This window comes from Grimontia sedimenti, from assembly GCF_011045095.1.
Classification (GTDB): Bacteria; Pseudomonadota; Gammaproteobacteria; order Enterobacterales; family Vibrionaceae; genus Enterovibrio; species Enterovibrio sedimenti.
The window spans coordinates 39,011-51,803 of the sequence record NZ_JAALDL010000018.1 but is presented as its reverse complement, the minus strand read 5'-3'; the positions used below and the strand labels follow the sequence as shown (position 1 = coordinate 51,803).

General features: G+C 49.5%; 13 protein-coding genes. 9 read left to right on the top strand and 4 right to left on the bottom strand.

The window, feature by feature from the left end; translation table 11 throughout:
- Positions 1-155: 155 nt before the first annotated feature.
- The 3 genes from map to G5S52_RS19635 all read left to right on the top strand — a co-directional run bounded on the left by map (position 156) and on the right by G5S52_RS19635 (position 4,171).
- Positions 156-953: a type I methionyl aminopeptidase gene (gene map / locus G5S52_RS19645; protein WP_165017693.1), complete on the top strand. Its 798-nt coding sequence runs from the start codon at positions 156-158 to the stop codon at positions 951-953.
- A gap of 52 nt (positions 954-1,005) precedes the next feature.
- The gene (glnD, locus tag G5S52_RS19640) at positions 1,006-3,627 is read left to right on the top strand and encodes a bifunctional uridylyltransferase/uridylyl-removing protein GlnD (RefSeq protein WP_165017690.1); all 2,622 of its coding nucleotides are present in this window, start codon (positions 1,006-1,008) and stop codon (positions 3,625-3,627) included.
- 166 nt (positions 3,628-3,793) lie between these two features.
- Complete coding sequence (locus G5S52_RS19635; protein ID WP_002536371.1) at positions 3,794-4,171, top strand: DUF3461 family protein; 378 nt, start codon at positions 3,794-3,796, stop codon at positions 4,169-4,171.
- Between the two features lie 35 nt (positions 4,172-4,206).
- On the opposite strand, the gene truC is transcribed toward G5S52_RS19635, so the two are convergent.
- A complete protein-coding gene (truC, locus tag G5S52_RS19630; protein ID WP_165017687.1) occupies positions 4,207-4,938 on the bottom strand; it encodes a tRNA pseudouridine(65) synthase TruC in 732 nt (243 codons plus the stop codon).
- A gap of 11 nt (positions 4,939-4,949) precedes the next feature.
- Positions 4,950-5,270 (bottom strand): YqcC family protein, encoded by a 321-nt coding sequence (locus tag G5S52_RS19625; protein ID WP_165017684.1) that lies wholly within the window; start codon positions 5,268-5,270, stop codon positions 4,950-4,952.
- Between the two features lie 229 nt (positions 5,271-5,499).
- Between G5S52_RS19625 and G5S52_RS19620 the strand changes: the two genes are divergently transcribed.
- The 4 genes from G5S52_RS19620 to G5S52_RS19605 all read left to right on the top strand — a co-directional run bounded on the left by G5S52_RS19620 (position 5,500) and on the right by G5S52_RS19605 (position 8,127).
- On the top strand, positions 5,500-6,537 hold the full coding sequence (locus G5S52_RS19620) for a DUF3549 family protein (protein ID WP_002536365.1): 1,038 nt from the start codon (positions 5,500-5,502) through the stop codon (positions 6,535-6,537).
- A gap of 1 nt (position 6,538) precedes the next feature.
- Positions 6,539-6,847, top strand: coding sequence for a DUF3301 domain-containing protein (locus tag G5S52_RS19615; RefSeq protein ID WP_165017681.1), 309 nt, complete (start codon positions 6,539-6,541; stop codon positions 6,845-6,847).
- A gap of 710 nt (positions 6,848-7,557) precedes the next feature.
- Positions 7,558-7,791, top strand: coding sequence for a DUF2789 family protein (locus G5S52_RS19610; protein ID WP_165017678.1), 234 nt, complete (start codon positions 7,558-7,560; stop codon positions 7,789-7,791).
- 57 nt (positions 7,792-7,848) lie between these two features.
- A complete protein-coding gene (locus tag G5S52_RS19605; RefSeq protein ID WP_165017675.1) occupies positions 7,849-8,127 on the top strand; it encodes a hypothetical protein in 279 nt (92 codons plus the stop codon).
- 16 nt (positions 8,128-8,143) lie between these two features.
- Here G5S52_RS19605 and G5S52_RS19600 read toward each other — a convergent pair whose 3' ends face one another.
- Positions 8,144-8,917 (bottom strand): Zn-ribbon-containing protein, encoded by a 774-nt coding sequence (locus G5S52_RS19600; protein WP_165017673.1) that lies wholly within the window; start codon positions 8,915-8,917, stop codon positions 8,144-8,146.
- Between the two features lie 6 nt (positions 8,918-8,923).
- Positions 8,924-9,469: a SecY-interacting protein gene (gene syd, locus G5S52_RS19595; RefSeq protein WP_165017670.1), complete on the bottom strand. Its 546-nt coding sequence runs from the start codon at positions 9,467-9,469 to the stop codon at positions 8,924-8,926.
- Positions 9,470-9,531: 62 nt separating this feature from the next.
- Between syd and queF the strand changes: the two genes are divergently transcribed.
- Together queF and G5S52_RS19585 are read left to right on the top strand one after the other, a co-directional pair.
- Positions 9,532-10,377: an NADPH-dependent 7-cyano-7-deazaguanine reductase QueF gene (queF, locus tag G5S52_RS19590; RefSeq protein ID WP_165017667.1), complete on the top strand. Its 846-nt coding sequence runs from the start codon at positions 9,532-9,534 to the stop codon at positions 10,375-10,377.
- A gap of 83 nt (positions 10,378-10,460) precedes the next feature.
- Positions 10,461-12,731, top strand: coding sequence for a tetratricopeptide repeat protein (locus G5S52_RS19585; RefSeq protein ID WP_165017664.1), 2,271 nt, complete (start codon positions 10,461-10,463; stop codon positions 12,729-12,731).
- Positions 12,732-12,793: the final 62 nt, after the last annotated feature.

The window sequence follows — 12,793 nt, the reverse complement described above, 5'->3', positions numbered from 1 at the left end:
CTTTATACCATAAAAAGCGCCTTAGAATCCAGCATAAAAAAGTCAGTGAGTCGCCGGGTAAGGTTCCCACATGGCGATGCGATTGATAATATGTAGTAATAGCAGTCAATTCCTCCCTTGCTGTTTCAGTTAAGGGAGCCAACTGAGAGAAAGCAATGAGCGCCACTATTAAATCGGCTGAAGAAATCGAAAAAATGCGTGAGGCCGGTCGCCTTGCGGCAGAAGTGCTTGAGATGATCGAACCGCATGTAAAAGCGGGCGTGACGACTGAAGAGCTGGATGATATTTGCCACAAATACATCACAGAGACACAGCAAGCTATCCCAGCACCGCTCAACTACCATGGCTTTCCAAAGTCTATTTGTACCTCAATCAACCACGTTGTATGTCACGGTATTCCGAGCAAAACTGACGTATTGAAAGATGGTGATGTCATCAACATCGACATCACAGTGATTAAAGATGGCTACCACGGCGACACGTCAAAAATGTTTTTAGTGGGTGAGGTGTCTGCGGAAGACAAAGCACTGTGTCACGTTGCACAGGAAAGCCTTTACCAAGCCCTGAGAAAAGTGAAGCCTGGCGCGCGCATTGGTGACATCGGTACGGAAATCCAAAAGTTCATCAAAAACCGTCCAAAGCGTTACTCAATCGTGAAAGATTACTGCGGTCACGGCATTGGTGCAGAGTTCCATGAAGAGCCGCAAGTGGTGCACTACAAGAACAGTGACCGCACCGTCATTAAAGCGGGTATGTGCTTTACCATTGAGCCTATGATCAATGCGGGTAAATTCGGCACACTGCTGGATGACGATGATGGCTGGACGGTATATACCGTTGATGGCAAGAAATCCGCGCAATGGGAACACACGATTCTGGTCACGGATACCGGTTGTGAAATCCTGACTCTGCGCAGTGAGGAAAAACTGCCTCGCATTTTGAACAACGCATAATTCATAAAACAGAAGTCGGCCAATGCGCCGACTTTTTTTATCAAGGATGACAATGAACGACGTTTTGCTCTCGCCCAATGAACTGACCGCTGAGCAGCTGAATCTTACTGAGCTTAAAAATCAGCTGTCACTGTTTGGTGAACAACAGAAAGCCGCTTTTCTTGAACGCAAGTCCGTTACGGATTTGGTTTACCAGCGTTCAGATTACATTGACGCCTTGCTGGAAAGGCTGTGGCAACATTTCGAATTTCATCATCATCCCAACCTTTCGCTGATTGCCGTAGGCGGTTACGGACGCAGAGAGCTTCACCCTCTTTCTGATATCGACCTTTTGATCCTCTCTGAAAACGGCGTAGATAAAAACTACCAAACCCGTCTCAGTGAGTTCGTAACACTGTTGTGGGATTTAAAACTGGAAGTCGGCCATTCCGTACGCACCCTCGCTGAGTGTATGGATGTCGGCCTCGACGATTTGACCGTCGCCACCAATTTACAGGAATCCCGATTGCTTTGTGGCAGTGAACGAATCTTCCATGAATTGAAAAACCGCATTCACTCTGAGCAGTTCTGGCCCAGCGAAAGATTCTTCAAAGCCAAAGTTAAAGAGCAAAAAGAGCGTCATGCCCGATACCATGACACGGCCTACAATCTGGAACCAGACATCAAATCCAGTCCGGGCGGTCTTCGTGATATCCATACCCTGAGTTGGATTGCCCGCCGTCATTTTGGTGCCACCAGCCTGCGAGAAATGAGCAAATACGGCTTTCTGACTGACGCTGAATTCCGCGAGTTAGATGAATGCCAGACGATGCTGTGGCGCATCCGTTTTGCCCTGCACCTTGAACTCCGTCGTTATGACAACCGCCTCACCTTCGCCCATCAGCCTTCTGTTGCTGAAACTCTCGGTTACCAAGGTGAAGGAAACCGTGGCATAGAGCTCATGATGAAAGACTTCTACCGCACACTGGGAAGAGTTTCTGAGCTCAACAAAATGTTGATCCGCCTATTTGCACAGGCGATTGAAAACGAGCCTGACAGCAAAACCATTGAAGTGCTGAGCGATGATTTCCAGCGTCATGGACGCCAGATTGAAGCGCGCAAGCCTGCACTGTTCCAGGCACGTCCCGACACCATCATCGACATGTTCCTGCACATCGCTAACGACAAGTCGATTGAATCCATTTCGGCACCAACGCTCAGACAGCTCCGCACTGCACGCCGACGCCTGAATCGTTTCCTGTGTGATGTACCAGAGGCAAAAGAGAAATTTATTGCCCTGACCCGCCATCCAAATGCGCTGCACAAAGCTTTCCCTTTGATGCATAAGCACGGCGTGTTGTCAGCCTACCTGCCGCAATGGAGCCAAATAGTCGGCCAGATGCAGTTTGACCTTTTCCACGCCTATACCGTGGACGAGCACACTATCCGCCTGCTCAAACACATTAATGGCTATAGCTACGAAGAAAACCGCGACAAGCACCCAATCTGTTGTGATGTTTACCCTCGCTTGGCGAAACCGGAGCTTCTCTTACTGGCAGCGATTTTCCACGACATCGGTAAAGGCCGCGGTGGCGATCACTCAGAAATTGGCGCAGAAGAGGCCTATAGCTTCTGTATCGATCACGGTTTTTCTCGCCCTGAGGCGAACCTTGTCAGCTGGCTGGTCGGCAATCACCTCCTGATGTCTGTCACCGCTCAGCGCCGCGATATTTATGATCCTGAAGTCATTACTGAATTTGCGCAGAAAGTGCGTGATGAAGAACGTCTCGACTACCTGATTTGCCTCACCGTGGCCGATATCAACGCCACCAATCCAGAGCTTTGGAACAGCTGGAAACGAACCCTTCTGGCAGAGCTTTACTACTCCACCCAGAAAGCACTGCGCCGCGGGTTAGAAAACCCGCCAGATATTCGTGAACGTATCCGCCATAACCAACATTTGGCATCAGCCCTGCTGCGTAAACACGGTCACACACCGCGGGAAATTGAGCTGCTTTGGCAGCGCTTTAAAGCGGATTACTTCCTGCGTCACACCCACAAGCAAATCGCCTGGCACAGTGAGCACATTCTGAGCCACGAAGGTGATGAGCCTTTGGTACTGGTCAGCAAGAATGCCACCCGTGGTGGCACCGAGATTTTCGTTTACAGTCAGGACAGACCAAGCCTGTTTGCCCGTGTGGTCGCCGCGCTTGATAAGAAAAATCTCAGCGTCCACGACGCACAAATCATGACCAGTAAAGATGGTTTCGCACTGGACACTTTTATGGTGTTGGACTCACATAACGAAGCGATTCAACCCGACCGGCACGAAAAAATCCGCGAGGGTGTCACATTAGCGCTCACTCAGGATGGACCAATCACCATTCCGGTCAAACGTGCGTCCCGTAAGTTGATGGCCTTTAACGTGAAAACGCAGGTCTCTTTCCTGCCAACTCGCACAGGACGTCGAACACTCCTTGAACTGGTCGCGCTGGACACACCGGGTCTCTTGGCACGGGTGGGAGCGGTATTCGCCCGCGAAGGCGTATCTCTGCAAGCGGCAAAAATCACTACCATTGGTGAGCGTGCCGAAGACTTTTTCATTGTGACTGATGGTGAACGTCAGGCGCTATCTGACGAAGTTCAGAAAACGCTGAAAGAAGCACTATTTGATGCCTTAAATGACGCAAATTAGTGGTGAATAAAACTGGAAAATTTCGCTCAGTCAGCATATTGGGCGATCTCGACCACAAGTCTCAGACATTGATCATAACAATGGTTGGGGCTGGAGAAAGGATGCTGCTAAAGTGAACAATAAGTGATTGAACCGTAGTCTGTTCTGACGAGAGAAGGGGTAAAACATGTATCAGAATCTGAAAAACATCGGTATCGAACATCCAGAGAACATCGAACGTTACACCCTGCGTCAAGAAGCCAATTCAGACACGCTGAAAATCTACTTTCACAAAGCCAAAGGCGAGTTGTTTGCCAAGAGCGTCAAATTCAAATATCCACGGCAGAGAAAGAATGTGGTGGTTGACAGTGGCAGCGGCCGCTTCCGTGAAGTCACGGAGATCAACCGCAGTTTGTCGCTGGTCGTGGACGAGTTGGATAAGATCGTGCGCCACGAGAAAAGCGAGCAGGATACCAAGAAGAAAATCCTTCGCGACCTACGTCACTTAGAAAAAGTGGTTGCCAGCAAGATCGCCGAGATCGAAGCCGATCTGGAAAAGTTATAGAAAGAAGGACCTAGGTTCCTAGGTCCTGCATTTCCTCAGAGAGCAGTCCCCCACCCCAAACCTTCCAACACTCGTCGCCAAACTTCATCAACCTTGGCTTCAATCACCAAGTTTTCACCTGTTACCGGATGCTGAAATTCCGTGCGCGACGCATGAAGCAGCAGTTGATGGCATTCAAATTCCTGACGGAACAGGCGATTGTGTCGCCCGTCGCCATGATTCACATCACCCACGATATGGTGACTCAGATGGTGCATGTGACGGCGGAGCTGGTGCTTGCGGCCAGTATGCGGTTTCATTTCCACCAGCGTGTAACGGCAACTTTGGTAGCGTCCCATAGGGATTGGTAACTCCGCATGCGCAACCGGTCGGTATTCAGTGACCGCCTCTTTGGCTTCTGGCTCAGCCGTCGCGAATTTATCAGCCACCTTATCCAGTTCTTCTTTGAGTGGATAATCAAGCGTTGCACCTTCTTTAATCCAGCCACGAACAACCGCATGATAGGTTTTGTGAATGTCGCGCCCGGCGAACTTTGGCATCATTTGTGAAGCCATTTCGGACGAAAGTGCAAAAAGCAAAACACCGGAGGTTGGGCGGTCCAACCGATGAAGTGGAAAAACATGCTGACCAATCTGGTCTCGCAACGTTTGCATGACAAAGCGGGTTTCGCCTTTGTCGAGCCAAGAGCGGTGCACCAACATACCTGAAGGCTTGTTAACGGCGATCAGCCACTCATCGCGATAAATTATTTCGAGTTCAGTTTGCATCTTAAAAGCAGTTATTGCGGTGTAAACAGAGCATCAATGTCCATCGAAACACGGGTAATGTCTGCATGCCCTTCCTGACCACGCATGGCTTCTTCCACATAAGGAGCAATAGAAAATGACTCTGGCAAAGGTTGGCCGTGTTGCAACAGGAACGCCATTTTCGGGATAAAAATCCATTGCAGCCATTCGGCACAACTCAGCGTATCAACCGCAAAGGGTTCAACGCTTGAAAGTGCTTCGCTCGAGGGTGGCTCACTTTGCCAGTGACCATGCACTTCTAGCGTGTCTTTGAGTGCCAACAGCAAGGTACCGACTTTTTCGTGTTTGCTCATAGAAATTGCTCTCTTTTAACCGCTTTTGCGTCCAATGGGTTGAAATATCAAACTGGCGCAAGCATATCACTAATCAATGCCGAGCGATCTGAAATCCACACTCTCATCGTTCAGCAGCATTCAGTGAAAAGCGCTGTTACGAATCCTTCGCCGTCAAAAGGCGCGAGAATGGTACACTCACCGCTGTTTCACTCTCCGCCAATGAAGGCAACACGAATTAGAAGTCATCATGGAAAATACGCTCTCTCTTAACGCCATATTGAGTCAGGCAAACTGCGAATTTCTGGTATTCGATCTCAGCCGACGTGTCACGCCAATCAGTAACAAAGACTTTGTAGCGATTGAAGAAAACCGCATGCCCTATCCTTTTCCTGCGCAGCAACATGCGCAAATCGGCATTGCATTCTGGCAACCGAATCAAGCCCCATGGATCTGGTTTTTAAAGATGCCTTTGGATGAACGTGGCCTTCTCAATCAGGCTGCACTTGGCGATTTCATCCAATATGTGGCGCAAGCCATGGGCGCAACACTGGATAAAACCCCGACGGAAGAAGAACAGGAAAAGCTTGCTGCAAACCCTTACACCTTCAATCCGCAGGATGATAAGAAAGCCATTTTCCATGCATTCCTAACCGCAAAGCTGAACCAGCCTGCCAGCCAGTATTATGACCATGCGCAACATTACGCTTCAGGTGAGCTTGGCTGGGAAGAGTGGCAAGGAGTAGGGCTTCAGGGAATTGCCGATCTGTGTGCGCGAATGGACAAGCACAACAACCTTACCCGTTTGCGGAAAGCCCTCTCTAACATGCCGCAGCCACCCAAATATGCGCTACTAGGCTGTCTCGAGCATTGCGATATTCCGGACTCACTGGCTGCGCGTCTTGAAGAAGACATTCAGGCCATGCTCTCTGGTGACGAAACCGACCTGTTCCTTCTCACTGCTCATGTTCGGGCATTGGCCGGCGCGAAACCGGACGTTGTGCACGGTGTCATTGAACGTATGCTGGCAACTGAAGCGCTCCGTCACCGTGAAATGTTGATTGCGATTGCAGGGCGCTGTTGGCAAGCACTGTCAAATGAACCACTATTAGACGCCTTTCTTATCGCCGTTGCTGATCAAAAAGATCAGGCTTTCTTCCAGCAGATGGTGGCAGATCTGGTGATGATCCCAGCACTTCGTCCACAGGTGTTAGCTTTACTGCACGGCTCCGCATCGCCAGCTTTGCTTGATGCAGTGAAACAACTCCAGCAATCCGTGAAGGCTTAAAATGACCGCTGATCTGTTTTGGATATTACTTATCGCTATCGTTGCCAGCTTGTTCTGGCAACAACGCCGGCAGAGTGAACTGGCGAAAAACTATATCGTCCGTCGATGCCAGCAAACCAATGTGCAGTTGATTTCGATTGCGCGGGGCAGTCATTCCTTTGGTCGGCCGAAAGGACCATTGGATATTCAAACCCGCTACTACTTTGAGTTTTCTGTGAATGGTCTGGATTGCTACCAGGGCTATGCCGTGATGAAAGGGATGCGAATCAAAGAGATTTATATGCCGGCATATCCGGTGTTGGAGGAGTAATCTTTTTTGTTTTCCAAACGCACAAAAAGAACGGGCGCGACTTTCGTCGCGCCCTTAAGGTCTTACTTGCAGCTATCCGGCTACGAAATTTGCTCCCTGCATCAATCCTTGATCAGTAGCTGATTCCTTCAGCGTTATCCTTATCTCTCCGTCCTGGAGGTGTCCTTCGGTCTTACCTTGACCCATCGAGCTATCCCAGTCTCGACTCTCATCCTCGTCCTGAGGGTGTCCTTTACTTCGTCCTGAAGTGATTCCTTAAGCCCCCAATCCAGGGTTGTCCTAAGTGTCTTCCTGACCAGCAAACTTCCTGTCTACTGTACGGTTCCTTCCGTGTCCCTAATCCGCTTTCCTTGCTGGTAACACAATCCTTGCATTACCTGCTCTTCCTGAGCTGCCAAGTTCCGTGGCGTTAGTTCCTGTTCCGTGTGTCAGTATCCTTCCGACACCGCAAAGATTACGCGAAACAGTTTCCTAAGCAACCCACCTAAGCCAGACTGCAGTCACAAAATTAGTCCCTCAGCAAAACACAAATAGTAACTCATTGTTTTTAATGCCTTTAATAAAAAGAAAAAAGACATTTCCTCGTAAGATAACAGGATAGTCCTACCGATTTGTAAGAGATCTCTCACAAGCGATTGAGACCGGATTGAACACGAGCTTCTATACTTTCGAAACACTAAGAAGTCGTTGGGCCGATGGAGGAAACATTGATGGAAGTGTTTAACCACAATCTTGAAAACCTGTTTCAGCAATTGGGGCTCCCCTCTGATAGAGAAGCTATCAGCTCCTTTATTGCTGACCACCATTTAGAATCAGGTGAGAATCTAACCTCAGCTGCTTTTTGGTCTGCGAGTCAAAAACAGTTTCTCGAAGAGGCAAAGTTGCAGGATGCCGATTGGGTTGAGCAAATTGACACTCTCGATACTTTATTGCGTAAGGACTGAAGTTGCGGTATTCATTGCCCTCTCCACGGATTTTGAAAAGATGTTAGGGAAGAGACAATGAGTACTGATTTTACCCCCCTACTTGAGCAAGCCATTCAATCTTTGGTGAGTGAGGGGAAAGAGCCGACTGTTGCGTTAATTAAAAGTCGCCTTGCCAGCCCGGTGCCTATGCCGCTTATCATCAGCGCGCTTCAGCGTTGGAAGAAAAGCGGCACAGTGCCAAAAGTCGAGCTGGTGAAAAAGGATGACAGTGCGGAAGCCCGCATTAAAGATTTAGAAGATCAGGTGAAGGCGTTGACAGAACGTCTTGAAGCCCTTGAGCAACGCCTTCCTTAAATGGGTGAAAGCGGGATTACTGAAAATCCCAGGATAAGTTCGACACCAACCGACAATCGTCGCATTTGAAGTGGAATACATCGTGCAGTGGTGACTCAAGTAACCAGTCGCCACCGCATTTTGGGCACTTTCGAGCCAACTCCGATTCCGCATCCTTCCCGCCAACTCGGTACTGATAGTAATAGGTGGGCACTTTGGTCAGATACTCGATACGTCCGCGAATGTCCCAGCCTTTTCGGAACAGCAGACTCTCTGCATCCTGGATTTCTGCCAGCGCCGCGTGGTCGGCTTTGAACGCCCCGGCCATCTGAATTTCATCACACGCTTGCCATTCAGTTTGCCACTTCACTTCCGCTTTATGATCGCCGTTAAAGGTCGCAGGGATATGGTAAAGCGGTATGGGCAGTAAGGTTTCACCGCAACGCAACGGTGAACAGCTATGAACATAAGTGGTGTACATCACCTGCCAGCTGCGCTCAATCTCTGGTGCGCTCTCTTCCGAATTGATATCACGCCCCAACACCTTCACCTTGGGTGATAAAAGGCTCGCATCCGCCAGTTGGTTAAACTTCTGTTTAACCTGTGGGCTATTGTTCTTAGGGTTCAGGCTGTCTTTTTCAGGACACACCGCTCGGACATGGAATTGCCCATTGCCCAGTACCATCGGAAATTCGCGCCCCAGCACCTGACCATTGTAGCGAAGGGCATCCATCAGGCCATTTACTGCGCGGTCTACCGCAGAAATGGTTGTATCGTCGAAGCACTCAAACGTCAGTTCAACCACATACATAGACGATTACACCTCTGGCTCTAACTGCTCAAGAAACGCTTCAATGTTGGGTGCCAGCACCATTCGCTGTTTGGTGCCAATATGCTCCTTGATCACTTCACCGCTGACATTACAAATCGAAATCACATCCAGTTCATCATCCGTCGCCGCAATAAAAATGGTCGGGTTGTGTTTAAGGCGTTTTTGCATCAGAAGATGGCCCAGCATGTTCTCTTGAAGACGCGGTAAGTCTTCTTCGCTCCACACCTGGATGAGCTCCAGAGAGTGTCCGTCAAACCTTGCTGTCATGTCACCGCAATATTGTCCCGCATAAAACGACTTAATGTCCTCATGCAGCGAAATACCAATGCCTTCTTCAACGTTAGAGAAATCCGCCAGTTCTTCACGTTGAACCGGTTGCCAAATCACCACCTCGTCTGTTTCCTGCACCACACATGGCGATTCCAGGCCAAGATAGGCGTCACTTTGTGGCTTAGAACCGTGTTTCTTGTGCCAGGCGTCCACAAAGCGCTCGCTGAAAGACCAAAGCGCACGGGAGACAGAGTGATTCATTAGCAAGATTCCTCAAGATTCAGTAAACTTTGCGCATTCTAATCGATCCGTGGCAAAACCGTATGAGCAAATATCAAGATGCAAAAGAACTTGCTGGCCTGACGTTGGGTCAGAAAACGGACTATCAGGAGCATTATGCCCCTGAGCTGCTGCAACCCGTACCACGAAGCCTTAACCGCGATGACCTTGATTTGGGCGATTCGCTGCCATTTACCGGGTACGATATCTGGACGCTCTACGAACTGTCTTGGCTGAACAAAAAAGGGCTACCGCAGGTGGCAATTGGTGAAGTTCGCCTGCCAGCCACGACGCCAAACCTGATTGAATCCAAGTCTTTCAAGCTTTATCTGAACAGCTTTAACCAGACCAAGTTTGAAAGCTGGCAGGAAGTGGTAGACGCGCTGGCGAAAGACCTATCAGCGTGTGCGGGTGCTGATGTGGACGTAACGCTTTCCCCTCTGGAAGAGTTCACCAATACCCCAGTGATTGCTTTTGGTGGCGAGAACATTGACGAGCAAGACATCGAAATCGACAACTATGAGTTCGATTCATCACTGCTCGAAGGCGCGGCTGAAGGGCCAGTAGTGACTGAAACACTGAACAGCAATCTGCTCAAGTCTAACTGCCTGATCACCAGCCAGCCAGATTGGGGCTCTGTACGCATTGCTTATAAAGGTAAGCAAATCGACCGTGAAAAATTGCTGCGCTACATTGTGTCATTCCGTCGCCATAATGAATTCCATGAGCAGTGTGTTGAGCGCATCTTCACTGACCTGATGAAGTACTGCCAACCAGAGCTTTTGACCGTTTATGCACGTTACACCCGTCGTGGTGGCCTAGACATCAACCCATACCGTACTAATATGGGTAAAACGCCAAGCGAAAACAATCGATTGGCGCGCCAATAACCTCGCGAGCAGGCTCTGACTTCAGAGCCTGTTTTTCTTTATCCGATGAGGGTCTGTTGACCCGGAAACGACATTAATCAGCCATGCGATTCTTGCTAGCCGCACTGTTCTCTTTCTCTTTGTTCTTTAGTGTCTATGCCGATGCCAAACTCTATTCCACACCGATTTTGGCGGAAGCAGAAGCATTGATCCCCACCGCACCAGAGAAAGCGCTGGCCGTCACAGAGCGCTACCTGTTGCAACGTCGTTTGGCCGAATCGACCAACCGTCCCCACAGTAACAATGAATCCGACCGCTCTATCCGCACGCCGTTGAACACTGTGCATGCCTACCTTATCACCGCCAAAGCACACAGCGCCCTTGGCAATCAGGAAGCGGCATGGCAGGCATTGGATAACGCAAAAAGCACGGTCGAAGGACACGGCATGAAACAAGCCAAGCTTGAAATCATGCTCACGCAGGCCAGCATACTTTATTATCTCGATGACAAGCCCGACGACGCTGTCGCCCTCTTACAAGCGCTGCTGAACACTATCGCAGCCCAAAAAGGCCCGAAAACGACTGGCGTTGAGCGAATCGATTTCGAAGCCAAACTACTTAACGCGATGATCACCACCAGCGACGAGACAGAAACAGAAAGCCTCGCGCAGTTTTCTCAGGTGGAACAGGCGTTGGGTGAGCAGCCAGATCTGGAACAGAAGGTGCGTTACCAAATTGCCATTGGCAATTATTACCTTGGAATTGAATCTTACGAGCGTGCGCTTTCTGAGCTTCTCAGCGCATACTGGCTTGCCAGCGAAAATGACTTTGCTTCACAGATTGCCAGCGCCAGTCTTTCCTTGACCAAACTCTACCAGCAACAAGGTGCAATGGACAAAGCGTTGCAACACGCTAATCAGGCAGCTGAATTCTACGAACAATACGATCTGAGCCGCGGACTGTCCGAAACCCAAACCCTTCTGGCCAACATATACAGCCAACAGGGTCGCTACAACTTCGCACTGGTCCATTACTTCAACGCACTGGACCTGGAAAACTTGCTCTCCAGAGCAACGAACATTGCCGATATCAACGTCTCGATTGCACGAACCTACCTCAAGCTACTGCGCTTTGGTCAAGCAGAGGAATACGCGACCCGTGCCATCAAGGTGGCCAGTGAACACGAATTAAACCTACCACTGGCACAGGCTCTCATCCTCAAAGGTGAGTTGGCAGTGATAAACAAAGAGCCTGATGTTGCTATCGATGCGCTGAAACAAGCGATGACAAACGCTGAAGCTCTGAAAAACCGGGGATTAATGATCGAATGTCTAGCCCGTCTATCCCAGGCTTATGAGCAAAAAGGCGATTTCAAGCAGGCACTGAACATCCAACGCCGCTTCGACATGCTCGAAAAACGCAATGAAAGCCAAAAGCAGATACTCGAAGCGGAATCGTTCAAACACCGTCAGCGTGTGATTGAACGCCAACTGCAGCTTGAAGATATGCAGCGAAAACAGGCTGCCGACGAAGAAATCATTGTCGAACAGAAGAAAATCAACCTGTTTCTGTTGGGGGGGCTGGCCGTGCTGTTGCTGGTTCTGGTGCTGCGACATCGTGCTGCGAATCTTCGCCAGCATCAGCTGGAAGACCTGCAAAAAGAGCTCTACACCCACCCAAGAAGTGGGCTCAGAAACCTGCGTATGCTGAACGACAGACTCTCTAATTCTCTGGCGAAAAGCAGTGCTCACTTCGAACAATGGTATCTCGGCGAGATGATCCATGAGCCCTTGAGCGACAAACTCAGCTTCGCGATGTTTGAAGTACCGTTCCTTAAGGTGGTTTATCTTCAACACGGTTACCACCAAGGGTTAGAGTTAGAACGAAAACTTGGGGACTACCTACAATCCCATATCGAGAAGCCAACGCGCCTTTATCACTTCTCTGACGCCATGTTCATTTACATTGAGCCAAATGCAGAAACGCTGAATGAACCTGAAAAGCTGGCTGGAAAAATCCAGTCGCTCATTGATGATTTTGTCCAGGAAAGCAGACTTGAAGACGTCGATGACCGTCTTCGTATCGGTATGGCGGATTACCCCTTCCTACCACGCGCTTTTACCTCAATAAACGACAAGGAACTGATAGACATCCTACTGATGGCAACGAGTGCAGCACGTCAGGCCAGCAAACTCGAACACACCAGCCAATGGGTGCATTTAAGCGCCATAGATTCGACACCTGCCGCCTGTTTTGCTGACAACAATGTTCGTCAGGCTTGTCTGGACGGCATCAACACAGGTCTTATCAAGGTCAAAACTTCGGCACTCAGCGGAATTAACTGGCAGACGGTTCACGAATCTGGTAAAAACTGACGCCAATCTATTGATAGCCCTAGTAATAAACCGTTATAGCTAACCGTTGCCCACATGTAATG